Origin of the sequence: Rhodanobacter ginsengisoli (genome assembly GCF_042657065.1) — a bacterium.
Classification (GTDB): Bacteria; Pseudomonadota; Gammaproteobacteria; order Xanthomonadales; family Rhodanobacteraceae; genus Rhodanobacter; species Rhodanobacter ginsengisoli.
This window is the reverse complement of the sequence record NZ_JBHSNF010000001.1, coordinates 12487-31587: the sequence shown is the minus strand read 5'-3', so window position 1 is coordinate 31587 and position 19101 is coordinate 12487. Positions and strand designations below refer to the sequence as shown.

Here is a 19101-nt window from a genome sequence, read left to right as displayed (position 1 = left end):
GGCGATGCATGAATGGAGCGCCATCGCCGATGTCACGCTGGCGGAAGTTGCCTCGTCATGACTTGTGTATCCACCGGAGGAAGCTCCTCATGACTGAAAGACTCGACCTTTTCGCCGCCGCCCCTGCCCTGATGAAGAGCTGGCAGCAGGCCTCGATCGCCCTCTCCCAGGCCGCCAGCCTCGAGCCGCGCCTTGTCGAGCTGGTAAAGATCCGTGCCTCCCAGATCAACGGTTGCGCCAACTGCATCAATCTTCATGCCACCGAAGCACGTGAGCATGGCGAGGCACAACAGCGTATCGACCTTCTGCCGGCCTGGCGGGAGGCACCGTGCTACACCGAACGCGAACGCGCCGCGCTGGGCTGGACCGAAGCGATGACTCGGCTGTCCGAAGGACGTGGGCATGCGAGCGCCTACGAAGCCCTGAAGACCCAGTTCACGGAGGAAGAGCGGGTCAAGCTCACCATGCTGATCAATATCATCAACGACTGGAATCGGATCACGGTCGGCTTCGGCTTGTGGGCCGATCCGGCTGCGATAAAGGCCGCTGTGAAGGCGATGGCCTGATGGCAAACGCCGAGCTGGAGGACGCGGTAACGGAATACAGCCGGATACGGCCGAAGCTCATGCGCGTGGCCTATCGGATGCTTGGCTCCGTGTTCGATGCCGAGGATGTCGTGCAGGAGGCCTTCATTCGCTGGATGAAGGCCGACCGAAGCGACGTGCGCGAGCCGGAAGCCTACCTGCATCGCACGGTCACCCGGCTGTGCCTGGATCACCTCAAATCCGCCAGATACCAGCGGGAGAGCTATGTAGGTACCTGGCTTCCCGAACCACTGGTGAACGAAGATGACCAGGAGGATGTGACCCTGCCGCTGATGCTTGCGCTCGAACGCCTGTCGCCACTCGAGCGGGCGGCCTTCCTGCTGCACGACGTGTTCGGCGTCGCGTTCGAGGAGGTGGCGGCAACCATCGAGCGCGACCCGGCGGCCTGTCGCCAGCTCGCCGCCCGTGCCCGCACGCATGTCCGCGAGGCAAGGCCGCGGTTCAAGATCGACAAGCAGCGTGGCCTGCAGATCGCCGAAGCGTTTTTCGTCGCCTCCCGCAGCGGCGACATGCAAAGACTGGGTGACATCCTGAGGATCGATGTCAGCTTCCACGCCGACGGCGGCGGCAAGCGGCCAGCCGTGACGGATGCCATCCTGGGTTTCGACGCCGTGATGGAGGCGCTGAAATATCTGGCGACGCTGATCGTCGAAAACCCGTCGACGCTCATTCGGATCGGTCTCATCAACGGCTTGCCCGGATTCATCACCCGCGAGGCCGACGGTGAATTGCAGACGACCGCGCTCGAGATCGAGGACGGCGGGATCGCCGCCATCTATGTCATGAGGAATCCCGACAAGCTGAAGCACCTGCACTAGATCCCCGTGGTTCCCGCAAGCGAGAGGAACGCGGGAATATCCCGGGGGTGGCGCCGCCGTCCGACTCGGACTGACCGATTGCTGCCACGAACGTTCCCTCCGACTACGATTCACGCATCGGTCCCGGCTTGGCCCAGGCGTATTTCACGACGGTCGCCCCCCCTTGAACGCTCACCTGTCGCTCGTCAGGTTTCAGACCGGTCACCATCGAGGCTGCACATGACATTCCACACCTCAGAGGTTCTGTTTGGATCGCAACACGCAGTGGACAAGGCACGCTTGTTGGCTGTCGCGCGCCGGATCTTCAGCGAGACCTTTTCCCACCTGTACGAAGAAGATGCCTTCCGCACCTTTTGCGATCAAACCTGGTCGGAAGATGGACCCATAGCAGGAGATCTTGCCGATCCGACGATCAACTGGCGCGTCGCTACCGAGGAAGGCCAGCCCATCGGATACGCAAAAATGACGCCGCTGCGGGCACCCGCCCGGAACGCGCGGGAAGGCGCGCTTGAGCTCCAGCAGATATACGTGCTCTCCGATTGGCACGGAAAAGGGATCGCCGAAGAACTCATGAAATGGGCGGTGGAGTTGGCCCGCGCGCTGGGCGCGCATGAGCTGTACCTGACCGTACTCGAGCATAACGAGCGCGCCAAACGCTTTTATGCCCGCCACGGATTCCAGGAGGTCGGCAAATGCACATTCAAACTTGGCGATCGGGTCGATGACGACCGCATCTGGCGCAAGGTCCTCTGATCTTGGTCAGACTTTTTCATATGGCAGGCTTCGCCCGTGACAGGTGCGGTTCTCGACTGTCGGGCGATGCCGGGATTCCACCTTGTTGACGCGGACACTTCGGACAGGCGCGGGCTTGCCCGACCCCGTTGGCCGCTGCCGCCCCGTGAATCGCTCAGCCACCGAGCGCGCTGCGCGGGCGCCCGCTCGAAGTTGCCGGGTTGCTCACCTGCCTCGCACTCAGGATTCCCTTGCCTGGTCCAGTACCGGCTTGACGTCGATAATTGGCGTGCCGTCAAAAGCCTCCAGGTCGAGAACCTTGAACTGAACAGGACTGACGATCTGGACGATCTTTACCCGATGAAGCCCCAGCGGGTTTGGCCGATCCGGCGAGCGGGTACTGAAGACACCGCGACGCGGGGCCCTCGTATCACCCCGAGGATGCACGCTCAGGATTTCTCTATTGCCGCGATCGAGCCAGGTGAAAACCAGGACCTCATCTCCGGCGCGCAAATCGCGCAGCCCTTCCTGGAACTCCGGCTGAAACACGAGGCAGGCCTCCGGTGATCCTTCACTTCCCTGTTTTGGAGCGTGCTCACGATCCTGAAGAGGTGAGCGAACATGACCAATCGGCTTGAGATCGAACATTGGATTCTCCGAACAAAACGGGTGGGCCGAAGAACCGCGGGCGAGCCGGCCTGATGACGTCGGCGCATGCATGCGCTCGCGGGGTTCTCCCCAGTTTGAAGCGAACACTTCCAGGAGAACCGATCATGGGAAAATTCCGCTCACCAGCATCTGAAAATCGTCCAACCCGGAAGTGGATGTGAATTGACATGGTCTGCCGCACCGATCATTCATCCAGGCATCCAGTTCCGCCGTCTGCAAGCGAATGACCTGCGCAACCATCGTTCTTCAGCGCAACCGCCATTGCCACGACAGCGGCGTCTCAGCTCCGCGAATGCAATGCATGAAACTCGACAAATAGGCCCAGGTCGTCCAGCGTTGGCGCCAGAAAGGCATGGCCGAAGAGACTCCCATGGCGCAGGAAATGTCGATCGAACCGCTCCTATCCTCGTTCAACCCTTCGTTGGGCCCGATCACCACCGCATAGCCTCGGGCACCGACTTGCGGCAAACGTACCGGAACTGACCTGGAGCGGGCTGGATCAATATTCCTGTTCATGGTTTGTCGCCGGGTTGAGTCGGATGATGGAGGCAATGGGTCGAGTCGAAAAGCACGGGATCCCGGAGGAGCGGGCGTCCTCCGTACCTGGACGAGCCAACCGCTGCCGGTGTGACATGCTTGCCTGCCGGCCCCCCCGGCCAAGGCGCGGTCCGCCTCGTTGACCAGATCGAGCGCTTCCGGGTTCCAGCCCGTCAACACGGACAGCTCCAGGAAGAGGAACTGCCCCGAGATGAAGACACCCTGCCGCCCGACTCCACTGTTGAAGCCCGCCCAAGGCAGGGGTTGCCGCGCGACGGAAATATCGATGTCGCGGACTTCAGGGAAGCACGCGCATGACCATGGATGCGGATTCACGTGTCGTCGCACAGCAGGCGCATGAAGAATGGTGTCGCCCGGATCCCTGCAGGTTGCAGGTGAGGAGCCTGTCGCCATGTGGCCCCACCTGGCGAGACGCCGCAGACACGCCAGGTGAGATCGCGCAGTCGCCTTTGGCGCTGGAAGGCGCAGTCACGACGGCAGGCCTTGAAACCTTCCCACGCGTGGTGCGCACCACCCAGGGCAGCCTGGTCCGCCCCGGCCAGTTTCAGAACTGGTAGTCGACAGCCACGCCGACGCCGTGCGAGGCGAGGCGGATGACATTGCCGTCCTCGCGGCTGCGCTCATCCTGGCCGAAATAGCGGTGGAAGGCGTAGGCCGTCATCTGCCAGTGCTGGCTCAGCTGGTACTCGAGTCCCAACGTTTCCTCTTCATCGGTCTGCGCCAGGCGCACTTGACCGCCCTCGGTGCGCAGGCTGTCGACCCACGGCAGACGTCCCGCGGAGATGTCTGCGGTGAGTTTCAGGGCCGTCGTCAGCGGATAGCGCAGATGCAGGCCGAGCGTCGGTACCGGTAGTTCCTGGACATAGAAGTCCTCCTTGAGCTCGCGCCCGACGCTGTCGGCGGCAACCGTGCCGGCCACCCGGAAGTTCAGCATCACGTAGGTCGCGCCGACGCTGCCCCACAGGCTGCCGCCGTCGCCGAAGTCGCACAAGTGCCGCCACCAGGAGGCATCGAAGGCAATGAAGTCCTGGAAATGGGTGACCGCGGCCAGCCGCCCCGGTGCCACCGTGGTGCCGTTGAAGTACACCGGCGCGCCGGTCGTCGCGTGTCCGTCGAGGTTGCTGGTGGCGAAGCCGAAGTGCAGCTCGCTGACGTCCGAAAGCGGCCGCCAGGCCTGCAGCCTCAGCGTCTGCATGTGCTGCACGCCGAGCCCGTGGTGAATATCCAGTCGCGTGCCCTGGATCGCGTTTTCGCGCACCTGCACCCAGCCATCGGGCACGCCGTATTCGCCGCCGAGCGCCACGTGCCAGCTGTCGGCGGCTTGGGCCGAACCGCCGACCAGCCAGCCGAGCGCGATCAACAGCAGCATCCTGTGCGCGACAGGTAGGCCGTGACGATCAACCATGGGATGCGTTCTGTTCATGAGTCCGCGGCAAGCAAGTCCGACGACGCCCAACCCGGCATGAAGCTGATGAAAAGCACTCTCCGGAAAAAGTTTACGCCGCCCGGCGCGGCGCGGGGCCTGTCCGACCCCGGGTGGGCGCCCCGTCTTTAGTGAGCAGTCATGAATCGGCCGGCCGGCAGGCCATTTCCGGGTCCGGCCTCGCCACATGCGAAGGCCCCGGTTCGCACCGGGGCCTTCGGGTCTCTGACGGTCGAGCGCCCCGTTAGAAGTCCTGCTTGAAGCGGATGCCGATGGTGCGTGGCGGGTTGGTGACGGTATAGACCTGACCGTTGGGGTACAGCGGCGAGCCCGCCCCGGTCACCGGGTCGTAGTGGGCGGCGCAGACCGCTTCGGCGCATTCGGCGTACTTGTACAGCTGGGCGCGCTTGTCGAACAGGTTGTTGACGTAGAGATCGATCGACCAGCTGTTCTTGCTGTAACCGGCGGAGATGTCGACGGTGTTGTAGGCGGCCAGATTGCCGACCAGGCTGTTCTCGACCGTGCGCAGATCCGACCGACGCTGGCCGACATGCACCAGTCCGGCCTGCACGAAGGCTTCGTTCTCGCCCACGTCGAAGGTGTAACGGGCGACGAGGTTGCCCTTGAAGCGCGGCGTCACCGGCAACTGGCTGCCGCTGCGTGCCTGTTCCGCACCGGGGCAGTTGGTGATCGGCGTGCCGTTCGCATCGGTGATGCCGCAATAGTTCGCGGTCAGCTTGGCGTTGTAGAAGGCCACGCCGGCGCTGAGCTCGAGGTTGTAGGTCGCCGCCCAGTTCAGCTCCGACTCCAGCCCCTTGATGCGGGCCTGGTTCGCGTTCTTGATCTCGGTCAGGCCGTTGGCGCCCAGGATGCTGAACTGGAAATCCTTCCAGTCCTGCTGGAACACCGAGCCGTTGAACGACAGCCGGTTGTTGATCCAGCTGGTCTTCCAGCCGAACTCGTAGTTGGTCAGGTAATCCGACTTGTATGGTGGCAACGAACCGCGCCGGTTGATGCCGCCCGGGCGGTAGCCCTCGGACCGGGTCAGGTAGACCAGCTTGGTCGGCGTGATGTTCCAGGTCAGGTTGACCTTGCCGAGCGAGCCGGTTTCCTTCACCGACTTGTTGAAGTCCAGGCACGGTGCGCCACGGTAGGACTGGGGCGAGATGCAGCCGGCCTCGCCATAACTGGAACTGGGCGAGAAACCGCTGCTGAAACCGTAGAACCCGCCCAGGCTGTTGTTGCTGCGGAAGTAGCGCCCGCCGACCGTGGCGGTGAGGGTGTCGGGGATGATGTCGTAGGACAGCTCGCCGAACACCGCCTCGTCACGATCGATGCGAACCTGCTCGGTCAGCCAGATGGTGTCCGGCCAGCCGGTGACCGACAGCGAATCGGCCAGGCCGTCGATCTTGTAGCGCTGCTCGATGTCATGCAGCTGCCGCTGCCAGAACACGCCGGCCACCAGCCGCAGGCGGTCCTCGCTCGGCGAGGCGATGCGCAGTTCGTGGCTGTCCATCGAATAGTGGTCTTTGCCGACGATGTACTGCGACGGATTGATCAGGGCGCCGCTGTTGTCGTAGATGTAGCTGCCGTAGGCATACGGGTACTGGTCGTACCAGAACGAGTAGTCGCTGTAGTCGTTGTGCTCTTCCTGGTTGCGGTTCAGATGCGCATACGAGTAGGTCAGGTCGAAATTGCCGATCTTGCCTTCCAGCGTCAGCGCCGCCTGCCAGAAGCGATCGGACGTGTTCTCGGGATAGAAGTGGGTGAGCGCCAGATCGCCGACCACCGGATCCGAGGCGATGTTGCCGTGGGCCTTGGTGTTTTGTCCCATCAACGTGCCGTTGATCGACCAGTCGTCGTTGAGATCGACCTTCAGCGCCGCGCGGGCACCGTCGATGTCGACGTCGTTGTAGTGGCTCTTGGCGGTGTGCTTGCAGACCAGCAGGCTGGTCGACGTGCAGTCCTTGGCATTGCTGACGGTGATGCCGGACGTCGGGTAGGTCCGCGTGCCGGTCTTGTTGTCGATATAGCCGGCGTCATGCTCATGCCAGCCGACCAGCCGGATCGCCGCGGCCTTGCTGAGCGGGATGTTGACCATGCCTTCGGCCACGTAGCCGACGCCGCCGTGGGAGACCGAGTCGGTACCGACGGTGTAATTGGCCGCGAAACCGCTGGTATCGGGCTTGTTGGTGATGATGCGCAACGCACCGGCTTCCGCGCTGGCGCCGTACAGGGTGCCCTGCGGACCGGCCAGGGCCTCGACCCGGGCGATGTCGTACATGTGGATGTCGAGCGGGCCGGTGATCGTGGTGACCGGCTGCTCGTCCAGGTACACGCCGACGCTGGGTGACGAGCCGGAATGGTTGCCGTCGCCGCCGCTGGCCACGCCACGCATGTAGATCAGCGCGAAACCCGGTCCGAACGTCTGGTAGGACACGCTGGGCAGGTACTTCACGTAGTCGTCGAAGTTGTTGACGTGGAGCTGCTCAAGCTTTTCGGTGCCCAGCACCTGGATGCTGATCGGCACCTTCTGCAGGTTTTCGGTGCGTTTCTGCGCCGTCACCGTCACCGTGGACAGCGTGGCGACCTTCGGCTTGGGCTGCTTGCCCGTCGCTGTCGTGGCCGGCGGCTGGCTCTGCCCTGCATCCTGTGCGATCGCCGGCGAGGCCATCGCGAAGCAGATCGCCACGGCCAGCGGCAACCGGTTCAATCGCACCCGCTGAATTCTTCCCGCTTTTCTGGAGCTAGTCCCGTGCATGTGTTTCCCCTCTCTGATAATGACGATCAATCGGCGGTGACTATCGGCTCAAATTCCGGCACCTCGGGGTACTGTTCCAGTACCACCCCGAGCGCCGACTCCAACGGCACCAGCCATGGTGCGTAGTGCTTCCAGTGATCCACCCCTTCCCGGTAGATCGGTTTACGCACCTGTTCGGAACTGGCCGTGCGCACCGGCCGTTCATTCTCGAAGAAGCGCAGGCAGGTGTCCTCGAATGGCAGGCCGCAATGATCGAGCAGCCGACGCACCTCGCCTTCGGTGTCCTCGACCATACGCTCGTAGACGACGCGATGGACGCGTCCGGGCAACACCTGGTCGAAGTGCGCCATCAGCGCGACATAGTCGCGGTAGTAACGACCCATGTCCTCCAGGCTGTAGCTGAAGCTCTGCCCGCGGGCAAAGTGCTGCTTGAACCCGGAGAAGCAGCAGGCCAGTGGGTGCCGCCGGGCGTCGATGATGGTCGCGTTCGGCAACATCAGGTGGATCAGCCCGATGTGCATGAAGTTGTTCGGCATCTTGTCGATGAACAGGGGTGCCGCGGTCTTGCGCTGGATGCGGGTGTGCGCGAGGTAGCGTTCGCCGAGGGCGCGCAGGGCGTCGGTGTCCAGCCCGGCAAGCGCCTCGTGGTACGGCATCGCGCTGTCCTCGTCGCCCTGCCCGCGCAGCATGCGCGTGATCGAGGTGACCTCGGGCAACTCCATGGTGCCTTCGACCTGGCTGTGGCTGGACAGGATCTGCTCGATCAGGGTGGAGCCCGAGCGCGGCAGGCCGACGATGAAGATCGGGTCGCGCGCGGGACTGCCGGCGCCGCGGCGGGCGGCGAAGAAGTCGGCGGTGTAGTGCTCGCGGATGTGACGCACGCGGGCGCTGGTGTCGTCGGCGCGGTAATGCAGCTGGGCGCGGCGGATCGCATTGCCCTGCGCATAGTGCCGGAACGACGGCTCGAACTCGCCCTCGTCCTCCAGCGCCTTGCCCACCGCGAACTCCAGGTGCAGGCGATCCTCGTCGGACAGGTCGGTACGCGCCAGCTGTCGGCGCATCGAGGCAAGCTCGTCGGCGCTGAAGCGGAACGTCTTGAGATTGGCCAGGCTCCACCAGACTTCGCCGAAGGACGGCTCCAGCTCGAGGCTGCTGCGGTAGGCGCTGATCGCGCGCTCGCCCTGCCCGGCGGTCTTCAGCGCGTGGCCGTAGCTCATCCACACCTTCGGATTGCCCGGATAGCGCCGCAGCAGGTCGGCGTAGATATCGATGGCCGTCGCGTAGTCGCCGGTCCGGCACAGCACCACGGCCTTGAGGTTGCGGTAACCGGGATGGTCCGGCTCCGCCGCCAGCAGTTGCTCGATCTGGGCCAGTGCCTGCCCGGGCTGGTTGCTGCGATGCAGGACCAGGGCGTAGTTCTGGCGTGCCGCGTGGAAGCTCGGTGCCAGTTCCAGGCAGCGCGCCAGCAGATGCAGGGCCTCTTCGTTGCGGCCGACGCGCGCGGCGACTTCGGCGAACATGCGGATCGCGGCCACGTCGGTCGGTGCCTGCTTCAGGTGTTCGCGCAGCAGCGCCTCGGCCACCGGGATGCGGTTCTCGACCAGCGCGGTGGCCGCCTCGAGCAGGCGCGGGTCGCGGGTGGAGTGACGCACGTGCAGCGCATAGGCGGCATCGGCGGCGTCGAATTCGCCGGCCGCCATCAGCTGGTCGCCGAGCTCGCGCCAGGCCTGCGGCAGGTCGGGTTTCAGCGCCACCGCCTTGCGCAGCGCCTCGATCGCCTGCTGGCCGCGTCCGCTGCGGGCCAGCACCACGCCCAGATCCAGCTGGGCGGCGGCCCAGTTCGGCTGGGCGCGGGCCAGCGGCAACAGGATGTCGAGCGCGCCCGGCAAGTCGCCCTGTGCGGCCCTGGCCGCCGCCAGCAGGCGCAGCGCGGCCGGGTGGCCGTCGGCGACCCGCAGGATCTCGCCCGCCTGTTCGCCGGCCAGCACCGGATCGCTGTCCAGCAGGCGGGTGGCGTGGGCCAGCGCCTGTTCCAGCGTGCCGGTGGCGCCCGTATCGGTCACGGTACGCCCCGGAACGGACACGGAACCAGACGCTCTGGCGGGGTCTTGACGCAAGGCATGGGGGCACGGCTCCTTACAGGTCTTTCAGCAATTTATAGTTGAATTCCAATGACTGATAGTAGGAATTGATCAGAATGCGTTCGTCCTGACCGTGGGAGCGGTCATCGTTGACGTCATAGGCGATGCCGTTGAAGACGTAGGACGGTATGCCGGCCGCGCGCAGGAACACGCTGTCGGAGGCGCCCGCCGACATGTAGGGCGATACCGGCATGCGTTGGCCCCATGTCGCCATGGCCGCCTCACCGATGTGCGCGAACAAGGCCTGGTTGATCGGACTGGGCGGGCTGGTCGGCGCCGGCGCCACGGGCGCGACCTCGATCTGCGGATCGGCCAGCGCCTGCTTGATCATGGCCTCGATGTGGCCCGGCTGCTCGTCCGGCATGATGCGGCAGTTGACGGTGGCGCGGGCCATCTGCGGCAACGCATTCTCGGCATCGCCACCGGCCAGCAGGGTCGGCACGCAGGTGGTGCGCAGGTGGGCGTCGTTGTACGGCGTGGTCGCCGCCAGCCGCTTCACCGCGGCCGGGTCGGAGGGATCGTGCGCCACCGCGCGCATGTCGGCGGCCAGCGCGCCGGTGTAAAGCGTGGCGAGCCGGGCGTAGTAGCCACGCGTGGTCGCGTTGGTGTGCAGCGGAAACTTCAGCGCGGACAACCGCACCAGTCCATTCGCCAGCCGGTAGATCGCATTGTCCGGGGTCGGCAGCGAGCTGTGCCCGCCGGGGTTGTGCACGGTCAGCGTGTAGCTCGCATAGATCTTCTCGGCGGTCTCCACCGCGACCACCTCGGGTCGGCCGTTGCGGATTTCCGGCCCGCCGCCGTCGACGTTGATGGAGAACTCGGAGCGGATCAGCTCCGGGCGGTGCGCCAGCAGCCACTGGACACCGTTGGAGACGCCGTCCTCCTCGCCCGCGGTCAGCGCCAGGATGTAGTCGCCTTTCGGCTTCAGGCCCTCCTGGTGAAAGCGCAACAGCGTGGCGATCAGGCCGGCGCCGGCGCCCTTGATGTCCATGGTGCCGCGGCCGTAGTAGTAGCCATCCCGCGCGGTCAGCTTGAACGGGTCGACGTGCCAGTCTTCGCGGCGCGCCTCGACCACGTCCAGATGCGCCAGCAGCAGGATCGGCTGGCGCTCGCCGCGCCCGCGCAGGCGGACCACCAGGTTGCGCCGCTTCGGATCGTCGCCGACCACCTGCACGTCCGCCTTCGGAAAGCCGGCCTCGAGGAATCGTCGGGCCAGCTGCTCGGCCAGGCCGGTGGTGCTGCCATGCTCCGAGGTGGTGTCGGTGCCGATCATCTGCGCAAGCAGATCGTGGGCGAGCACGTGTTCGCCGCCGCGCACCGTGTCGGCGGCATGCGCGCCCAGCGACAGCAGCAACGCCAGCGCGGCAAGGGTTCGGACGATCGGTGCACGATTCATGCTTGCTCCAGGACCATGGCCAGGCCCTGGCCGACGCCCACACACAGGCTGACCAGGGCACGTTGTTGCCGATGCCGGCGCAGCGCCAGCGCGGCCGTGATCACCAGTCGCGCACCGCTGGCGCCGAGGGGATGACCCAATGCGATCGCGCCGCCGTTGGCATTGACGTGATCGGCATCGTCGGGCAGGCCGAGCGCGCGGGTGCAGGCGAGCACCTGGGCAGCGAACGCCTCGTTGATCTCGATCCGGTCGAAGTCGGCCAGGCCCAGCCCGTGGCGCGCCAGCAGCTTGTGGATCGCCGGTACCGGGCCGATGCCCATCACCCGCGGCGCGACGCCGGCCGACGCCATCCCCACGATGCGCGCCAACGGCTGCAGGCGATGCCGCTGGAGTGCCGCGGGCGACGCCAGCAGCACGGCGGCGGCGCCGTCATTGAGGCCCGCCGCGTTGCCGGCGGTGATGCTGGTGCCGGCGCCGAGCAATGGCTGGAGCGCAGCCAGCCGGGCGGCGCTGGTGTCGGGTCGCGGGTGTTCGTCCACCCGCACATCGGTAGAGTCGCCGCCTTGAGGCGCCTGCACCGCGGTGATTTCCTCCGCCAGCCAGCCCTGTCGCTGCGCGTGCGCGGCACGTTGCTGGCTGCGCAGCGCATAGGCGTCCTGGCTGTCGCGCCCGATGCCGTGCTCGCGGGCGAGGTTCTCGGCGGTCTGGGTCATCGAGTCGACGCCGTACGCCGTACGCATCCGCGGGTTGATCAGGCGCCAGCCCAGGGTGGTGTCCTCGAGCTTCTGCTCGCGGGCCCAGGCATCGGCGGCCTTGGCCATCACGTAGGGCGCGCGGGTCATGCTCTCGACGCCGCCGGCGACGACCAGCTCCGCCTCGCCGCAGGCAATCGCGCGCGCGCCCTGGCCGATCGCCTCCAGGCCGGACGCGCACAGGCGATTGACGGTCACCGCGGGAACGCTGTCCGGCAGACCGGCCAGCAGCGACGCCATGCGCGCCACGTTGCGGTTGTCCTCGCCGGACTGGTTGGCGCAGCCCAGGATCACCTCGTCCAGCATCGCCCAGTCCAGCGTCGGCTGGCGCGCGATCAGCGCCGCGATCGGCAGCGCCGCCAGGTCGTCGGCGCGCACGCCCGCCAGCGCGCCGCCGTGGCGGCCGAACGGGGTACGCGTGGCGTCGACCAGGTAGACGTCATTCATAAGCGTGCTTCATCGCCATGTGCGGCAACCAGCCGCCACGCTGGATCGCCTGCTCGATCGCCTGCCGCGACTCCTGCAGGGCCGGCAACATCTGCTTCACCGCGCGGCGAAGCACCTCCTCGCTATACGGCATGCCGATGTTCAGCCCGGCGATGACGCGGCCGTCGCCGGCGCGAACCGGTACCGCGAGCGAACACAGCCCGGGCTCGAGCTCGCGCGCGACCAGCGCATAACCCTGCTTGCGCACGCGCAACAGCTCGGCCTTCAGCGCGCCGGCGGTGCGGATCGTCTGCGGCGTGTAGGCGCGGAATTTCTGCTCCCCCAGCCACGCATCCAGTGCGTCGTCGGGCAGATCCGCCAGCATCACCCGACCCATCGAGGCGGCGAACGCCGGCAGCCGCGCCCCCACGCCCAGCGCCACGCTCATCACCCGGCGCACCGGCACGCGCAGCACGTAGACGATGTCGCTGCCGTCCAGCACCGCCATCGAGCAGGATTCGCCGACGCGCTGCGACAACTGCTCCAGGCACTGCTGCGCCAGCTCGGTGAGATCCAGCGAGGAGAGGTAGCTGTAACCCAGTTCCAGCACGCGCGGGGTCAGGAAGAAGCTGCGGCCGCGGCTGCCGACATAGCCGAGGTGCTGCAGGGTCAGCAGCGAGCGGCGCACCACCGCACGCGACAGCCCGACGCGTTCGGCGATTTCGGACAGGCTCGGACTGGCCAGCTCGCGATCGAAGGCGCGCAGCACCCGCAAACCGCGCGCCAGCGACTGCACGTAGTCCGCGCTCTCTTCAAAGGGTTTCGAGGTCATGACGCCATGGAATTCGATTGACAGGGCGAGCGTAGGAGGTTTCAAATGAGTTCGCAATACGAATTGTTGTTCGATTACCGAACATAACGGATACGGGGTGAGCGTGTGGCAAGCGAGGGTGACAGCGTCCTGCACAGCTGGTGCGTGCAGTCGGAATGGCGGCCGCCGACCGTGGTCGGCGGCCGCGGCGCGTACCTCGAGCTGGAGGACGGCCGCCGCATCCTGGACATGAGCAGCCTGGCCGAATGCAGCAACCTCGGCCATCAGCATCCGGGCGTGGTCGAGGCGATCCGCCGGCAGGCGCAGCAACTGTGCTTCGTCACCTCGGCGTGGGGCGCGCAGCCACGCGCCGAGCTGGCCGAGGCGCTGCTGGCGAAGGCCGGTTTCGACGGCGGCCGGGTGTTCTTCACCCTGGCCGGCGCCGACGCCAACGAGAACGCGGTGAAGTTCGCCCGTCAGGCCGGCGGCAAGCCGCGCGGCCACATCGTCACGCGCGACCGCTCCTACCATGGCGCCAGCTACGCCTGCATGGCGCTGTCCGGCGATGCGCGCACCCGCAGCCAGGTCGATCCCGAGGCCTTCGGCGTGCTGCAGGTGCCGCCGCCGTACGCCTATCGCTGCCCGTTCGGCAGCGACGATCCGGCCACCTGCGGCGAGCGCGCGGTGGCCGCCGTGGCCGAGACGATCGACCGCCACGGCGCGGCCACGGTGGCGGCGGTGCTGATGGAACCGAACGCCGGCACCAACGGCATCGTCGCACCCGACAGCTACTGGCCCGGGCTGCGCGAGGCGACCCGGGCGCGCGATGTCTGGCTGATTGCCGACGAGGTCATGAGCGGCTTCGGCCGCTGCGGCGAGTGGTTCGCCTGGCAGCGTTACGGCGAGGCCGGCAAGCCCGACCTGATGACCCTGGCCAAGGGACTCACCGGCGCCCACCTGCCGCTGGGTGCGGTGCTGCTGTCGGCGGAGGTCGCCGCGCGCCTGCAGCACCAGATGCTCTACACCGGGCTGACCTACTGCGGCCATCCGCTGGCCTGCGCCGCCGGCCTGGCGGCGCTGCGTGCCTACGAGAACGAGGGCCTGATCGCGCGCTCGCGCACCCTGGGCGGCTGGATGTATGCCGAGCTGCAGGCGCTGCAGACGCGCCATGCGGTGATCGGCGACGTGCGCGGCGGGCATGGCCTGTTCGCGGTGCTCGAACTGGTCGCCGACCGTGCCACCCGCGAACCGCTGGCGCCGTGGCCGCAGACGGCTGCCGCACTGAATGCCCTGGTCGACGCGGCGATGGCCGAAGGCGTGTCGTTCGCCTGCCGCGGCAACCTGCTGCTGCTGGCGCCGCCGCTGGTGATCGAAGGGCATGCCCTGGCCGATGCGCTGGCCCTGCTCGATCGCCTGCTGACGCGCTTCTTTCCTGCCGACCACTGAGGCATTCCCGATGAGTTTCCGTCTCACCTACGCCACCATGTACAACCCGCCCGAGACGATGCACGAACGTTTCGAGCTGGCCATGACCCAGGTCGAGTCCACGCTGGGTGCGCGCCATCCGCTGTTCATCGACGGTGCCGATCGCGACGCCCGCCAGCATGCCCATCGCCGCAGCCCGATCGACACCGGCCTGCATCTGGGCGACTTCGCGCTGGCCGATCCGGCCGACGTCGAGGCCGCCATGGCGGCGGCACGCGCTGCGTTTCCCGCCTGGCGCGCCACCCCGCTGGCGGAACGGGCGCGGCTGGTGCGGCGGGTCGGCGAGATCATGGAGCAACGCGTCTACCAGATCGCCGCCGCGCTGACCCTGGAAGTCGGCAAGAACCGCATGGAGGCGCTGGGCGAAGCGCAGGAAACCGTGGATTTCTTCCGCCATTACGCGGACGACTTCGAGAGCCATGCCGGCTACCGGCACGCGCTGCCGGACGATCCGATCAAGGGCATCGCCTCGCACAACGCCAGCGTGATGCTGCCCTACGGGGTGTGGGTGGTGATCGCGCCGTTCAATTTCCCGCTGGCGCTGGCCGGCGGTCCGACCGCCGCCGCGCTGGTGACCGGCAACACCGTGGTGGTCAAGGGCGCCAGCGACACGCCCTGGGCCGGTCGCCTGCTGGCCGACTGCGTCCGCGATGCGGGGCTGCCGGCCGGCGTATTCAACTACCTGTCCGGGTCCGGGCGCGAGATCGGCGAGGCGCTGGTGCAGCACCCGCTGACCGCCGGCATCACCTTCACCGGCTCGGTGCCGGTGGGTCGGCATCTGATGCGGCAGATGGCCAGCGGAGCGTACCCGCGGCCGTGCATCGCCGAGATGGGTGGCAAGAATCCGTGCATCGTCACCGAGCACGCCAACCTCGACCATGCCGCCGCCGGCATCGTGCGTTCGGCCTACGGCATGGGCGGGCAGAAATGTTCGGCGCTGTCGCGGCTGTACGTGCACGAGAGCGTCGCCGACGCGCTGATCGAACGCCTGCAGGCGCAGCTCGCGGCGATCCGCATCGGCGACCCGCGCCGGCGCGAGTACTGGCTCGGCCCGGTCGTCAACGCCGCCGCGTACGACAACTACCTGCGCTACGTCGACGCCCTGCGTGGCGGCGGCGCGACCCTGCTGGGCAGCGAAGGCCGCGCCGGCGACCCGGCGTTCGGGCATGGCCACTACGTCGAACCGGTGCTGGCCGAGGTGCCGCTGGCCCACCCGCTGTGGCAACAGGAAATGTTCCTGCCGATCCTGATGCTGCACCGCTACGGCGATCGCGCCGAGGCGATGCGGCTGGCCAACGACACCCCGATGGGACTGACCGCCGGCTTCTACGGCGGCGCGGACGAGGTGAGCTGGTTCCACGAGCACATCGAGGCCGGCGTCACCTACGCCAACCGGCCGCAGGGCGCCACCACCGGCGCCTGGCCCGGCTACCAGCCGTTCGGTGGCTGGAAAGGTTCCGGCTCCACCGGCAAGGCGATCGCCTCGTTCTACTACCTGGCCCAGTACCTGCGCGAGCAATCGCGCACGGTGGTGGAGTGAACCGATGATCCTCTCGCTCGGCGACGCGATCGAGCGCTACGTCAGCGATGGCACCAGCATCGCGCTCGAAGGCTTCACCCACCTGATCCCGTTCGCCGCCGGCCACGAGATCATCCGCCAGCGCCGCCGCGGCCTGCACCTGATCCGGATGACGCCGGACCTGATCTACGACCAGATGATCGGCATGGGCTGCGCGCGCAAGCTGACCTTTTCCTGGGGTGGCAATCCCGGGGTCGGTTCGCTGCATCGGCTGCGCGACGCAGTCGAACACCGCTGGCCACAGCCGCTGGAGCTGGACGAGCACAGCCACGCCGGCATGGCCGCGGCGTTCTGCGCCGGCGCCGCGCGGCTGCCGTTCGGCACGCTGCGCGGCTACGTCGGCACCGACCTGCCGGCGCACAACCCGAACATCCGCCGCGTGGCCTGCCCGTTCACCGGCGAGATGCTCGCCGCCGTGCCCGCGCTCAATCCGGACGTGACCATCCTGCATGCGCAGCGCGCCGATCGCGCAGGCAACGTCGCCATCCACGGCATCGTCGGCGCGGCGCGCGAGGCCGCGCTGGCGGCGAAAACGCTGATCGTCACGGTCGAGGAGATCGTCGACGAACTGGCGCCGGCGATGAACGCCGTCGTGCTGCCGCACTGGATCGTCAGCGCGGTGGTGCACTGCCGCGGCGGCGCCTATCCGTCCTATGCGCAGGGCTGCTACGCACGCGACAACGCGTTCTACCGGCACTGGGACAGCATCGCGCAGCAGCGCAGCAGCTTCCTCGCCTGGATGGAAGAGCACGTGCTGGGCACCAGCGATCACCGCGCGTTCCTCGCCAGCCTGCCGCGGGTGGCCGCATGAGCGCGTGCACCCGCGACGAGTGGATGACGATCGCCGCCGCGCGCCTGCTGCATGACCGCGACGTCTGCTTCGTCGGCATCGGCCTGCCCAGCGCCGCGTGCAATCTCGCCCGGCTCACCCATGCGCCCGCGATCGTGCTGATCTACGAGTCCGGCACGATCGGCACGCGCCCGGACGTGCTGCCGCTGTCGATCGGCGACAGCGAGCTGGCCGAAACCGCGGCCTGCGTGGTGCCGCTGCCGGAGATCTTCAGCTACTACCTGCAGGCCGGACGCATCGATGTCGGCTTTCTCGGCGCGGCCCAGATCGATCGCCACGGCAACCTCAACAGCACCGTGATCGGCCCGTACGACGCACCGACCACGCGCCTGCCCGGCGCCGGCGGCGCACCGGAGATCGCGCTGCACGCGAAACAGGTGTTCGTGATGCTGCGCGCCTCCAGACGCAGCTTCGTCGAGCGCCTCGACTTCTGCAGCAGCGCCGGTTACCTCGACGGTCACGGCGCCCGCGCACGCAGCGGCGCCACCGGTGGCGGGCCGCGCGCCGTGATCACCGACTTCGGCATGCTGACGCCGCACCCGCAAAGCGAGGAACTGCAACTCGCCGCGCTGTTCGCCGACGCCAGCGTGGAGGAGGCGCGCGACGCGATCGGCTGGCCGCTGCGGGTGGCCGATCGGCTGGACACCATCGCTGCGCCCAGCGCCCACGAACTCGACACCCTGCGCGCGCTCAACGCGCGCACCCGCGAGGCGCATGCGCGTCCCGTGCACATCCCGCTCCAGACCGAAGGACTGCCGTGAATACCATGCCGAATGCCGCCCACATCAAGACCGCCCTGCCCGGCCCGAAGGCCCAGGCGATGATCGCCCGCGACGCCGAGGTGATCTCGCCGTCGTACCCGCGCGACTACCCGTTCGTGATGTCGCACGGCCGAGGCACCGAGGTCTGGGACGTGGACGGCAACCGTTTCCTCGATTTCGCGGCCGGCATCGCGGTGTGCTCGACCGGTCATGCCCATCCGCGGGTGGTGGCGGCGGTGAAGGCAGCGGCCGATCAGTTCCTGCACATCTCCAGCGATTACTGGCACGAGGAGATGGTCGGCCTGGGCGAACGCCTGGCAAAGGTCGCCCCGATGGGCGGCCCGGCGATGAGCTTCCTGTGCCAGTCCGGCACCGAGGCGGTGGAAGGCGCGCTCAAGCTGGCCCGCTACGTCACCGGACGGCAGCGCTTCATCGGCTTTCTGGGCGGCTTCCACGGTCGCACGATGGGCTCGCTGTCGTTCACCTCGAGCAAGTACACCCAGCAGATCGGCTACGCGCCGACCATGCCGGGCGTCACCCACGTGCCGTATCCGAATCCGTACCGGCCGCTGTTCGCCGGCGCCGACCAGGGCAAGGCGGTGCTCGACTACATCCGCATGCTGTTCGAGCGCAGCGTGCCCGCGTCCGAGGTCGCGGCGATCCTGGTCGAACCGATCCAGGGCGAGGGCGGCTACATCGTGCCGCCGGACGGCTTCCTCGCCGGCCTGCGCGCCCTGTGCGACCAGCACGGCATCCTGCTGATCTTCGACGAGGTGCAATCGGGCACCGGCCGCACCGGCAAGATGTTCGCCTGCGAACACTGGGGCGTGGCACCGGACATCATGACCCTGGCCAAGGGGCTGGGCTCGGGCCTGCCGATCGGTGCGATCGTGGCGAAGAAGTCGCTGATGTCGCAGTGGAAGCGCGGCGCGCACGGCAACACCTACGGCGGCAACCCGATCGCCTGCGCCGCGGCGAACGCCACCATCGACCTGGTCTCCAGCGTCTTCGCCGACAACGCGGCGCAGGTCGGCACGCACTTCATGTCGCGCCTGCACGAGCTGGCGGCCGACCACCCGTGCATCGGCGAGGTGCGCGGCAAGGGCCTGATGATCGGCATGGAACTGGTCGAGGACGACGCCGCGCGCACGCCGGCGCGTACGCTGTGCGATGCGGTGATCACCCGGGCCTTCCACAATGGCCTGCTGCTGTTGTCCTGCGGCACCAGCACGGTGCGCTTCATGCCGCCGCTGAATGTCAGCGTGGCGCAGATCGACGAGGCGGTCGCGCTGCTGCGGCTCAGTCTCGACCAGGCACTGGCCGGGGGCTGAAGC

Annotated in this window: 16 protein-coding genes; 8 read left to right on the top strand and 8 right to left on the bottom strand. The window is 67.4% G+C overall.

From position 1 onward, the window contains the following. Positions 1-89: 89 nt before the first annotated feature. The 3 genes from ACFPPA_RS00120 (at position 90) to ACFPPA_RS00110 (ending at position 2176) form a co-directional block, all read left to right on the top strand. The gene (locus ACFPPA_RS00120; protein ID WP_377316057.1) at positions 90-566 is read left to right on the top strand and encodes a carboxymuconolactone decarboxylase family protein; all 477 of its coding nucleotides are present in this window, start codon (positions 90-92) and stop codon (positions 564-566) included. After that, complete coding sequence (locus tag ACFPPA_RS00115; RefSeq protein ID WP_377316055.1) at positions 566-1423, top strand: sigma-70 family RNA polymerase sigma factor; 858 nt, start codon at positions 566-568, stop codon at positions 1421-1423. Before ACFPPA_RS00120 ends, ACFPPA_RS00115 begins: the two co-directional genes overlap by 1 nt. Positions 1424-1642: 219 nt before the next feature. Continuing rightward, complete coding sequence (locus ACFPPA_RS00110) at positions 1643-2176, top strand: GNAT family N-acetyltransferase (protein ID WP_377316053.1); 534 nt, start codon at positions 1643-1645, stop codon at positions 2174-2176. Positions 2177-2395: 219 nt separating this feature from the next. Here ACFPPA_RS00110 and tsaA read toward each other — a convergent pair whose 3' ends face one another. The 8 genes from tsaA to ACFPPA_RS00070 form a co-directional block, all read right to left on the bottom strand. Beyond that, positions 2396-2803 (bottom strand): tRNA (N6-threonylcarbamoyladenosine(37)-N6)-methyltransferase TrmO, encoded by a 408-nt coding sequence (tsaA, locus tag ACFPPA_RS00105; RefSeq protein WP_377316051.1) that lies wholly within the window; start codon positions 2801-2803, stop codon positions 2396-2398. A 267-nt stretch (positions 2804-3070) separates the two neighbouring features. Next, positions 3071-3340, bottom strand: coding sequence for a hypothetical protein (locus ACFPPA_RS00100; RefSeq protein WP_377316049.1), 270 nt, complete (start codon positions 3338-3340; stop codon positions 3071-3073). 586 nt (positions 3341-3926) lie between these two features. Continuing rightward, entirely contained in the window at positions 3927-4751 is an 825-nt protein-coding gene (locus tag ACFPPA_RS00095; RefSeq protein ID WP_377316047.1) for a hypothetical protein, read from the bottom strand. Positions 4752-5049: 298 nt separating this feature from the next. Next, a complete protein-coding gene (locus tag ACFPPA_RS00090) occupies positions 5050-7566 on the bottom strand; it encodes a TonB-dependent receptor (RefSeq protein ID WP_377316045.1) in 2517 nt (838 codons plus the stop codon). A 26-nt stretch (positions 7567-7592) separates the two neighbouring features. Continuing rightward, positions 7593-9629 carry a tetratricopeptide repeat-containing sulfotransferase family protein gene (locus ACFPPA_RS00085; protein WP_377316043.1) on the bottom strand — a complete coding sequence of 679 codons (2037 nt, stop codon included), beginning with the start codon at positions 9627-9629 and terminating at the stop codon, positions 7593-7595. A gap of 73 nt (positions 9630-9702) precedes the next feature. Beyond that, on the bottom strand, positions 9703-11103 hold the full coding sequence (locus tag ACFPPA_RS00080; protein WP_377316041.1) for a M20/M25/M40 family metallo-hydrolase: 1401 nt from the start codon (positions 11101-11103) through the stop codon (positions 9703-9705). After that, positions 11100-12302, bottom strand: coding sequence for a 3-oxoadipyl-CoA thiolase (pcaF, locus tag ACFPPA_RS00075; protein ID WP_377316039.1), 1203 nt, complete (start codon positions 12300-12302; stop codon positions 11100-11102). The genes ACFPPA_RS00080 and pcaF overlap by 4 nt, the downstream gene beginning before the upstream one ends. After that, complete coding sequence (locus ACFPPA_RS00070) at positions 12295-13113, bottom strand: IclR family transcriptional regulator domain-containing protein (RefSeq protein WP_377316037.1); 819 nt, start codon at positions 13111-13113, stop codon at positions 12295-12297. Before ACFPPA_RS00070 ends, pcaF begins: the two co-directional genes overlap by 8 nt. Before the next feature lie 105 nt (positions 13114-13218). Here ACFPPA_RS00070 and ACFPPA_RS00065 point away from each other — a divergent pair, with 105 nt between their 5' ends. From ACFPPA_RS00065 to ACFPPA_RS00045, 5 genes are read left to right on the top strand one after another with little or no spacing between them, the layout of a single operon-like run. After that, positions 13219-14538 (top strand): aminotransferase family protein, encoded by a 1320-nt coding sequence (locus ACFPPA_RS00065; RefSeq protein WP_377316035.1) that lies wholly within the window; start codon positions 13219-13221, stop codon positions 14536-14538. A gap of 10 nt (positions 14539-14548) precedes the next feature. Then, positions 14549-16117 (top strand): aldehyde dehydrogenase family protein, encoded by a 1569-nt coding sequence (locus ACFPPA_RS00060; protein ID WP_377316033.1) that lies wholly within the window; start codon positions 14549-14551, stop codon positions 16115-16117. Between the two features lie 4 nt (positions 16118-16121). Then, entirely contained in the window at positions 16122-16967 is an 846-nt protein-coding gene (locus tag ACFPPA_RS00055) for a CoA transferase subunit A (protein ID WP_377316031.1), read from the top strand. Next, positions 16964-17767 (top strand): CoA-transferase subunit beta, encoded by an 804-nt coding sequence (locus ACFPPA_RS00050; protein ID WP_377316029.1) that lies wholly within the window; start codon positions 16964-16966, stop codon positions 17765-17767. Before ACFPPA_RS00055 ends, ACFPPA_RS00050 begins: the two co-directional genes overlap by 4 nt. A 5-nt stretch (positions 17768-17772) precedes the next feature. Beyond that, a complete protein-coding gene (locus tag ACFPPA_RS00045) occupies positions 17773-19098 on the top strand; it encodes an acetyl ornithine aminotransferase family protein (protein WP_377319408.1) in 1326 nt (441 codons plus the stop codon). The last annotated feature ends 3 nt before the right edge of the window (positions 19099-19101 follow it).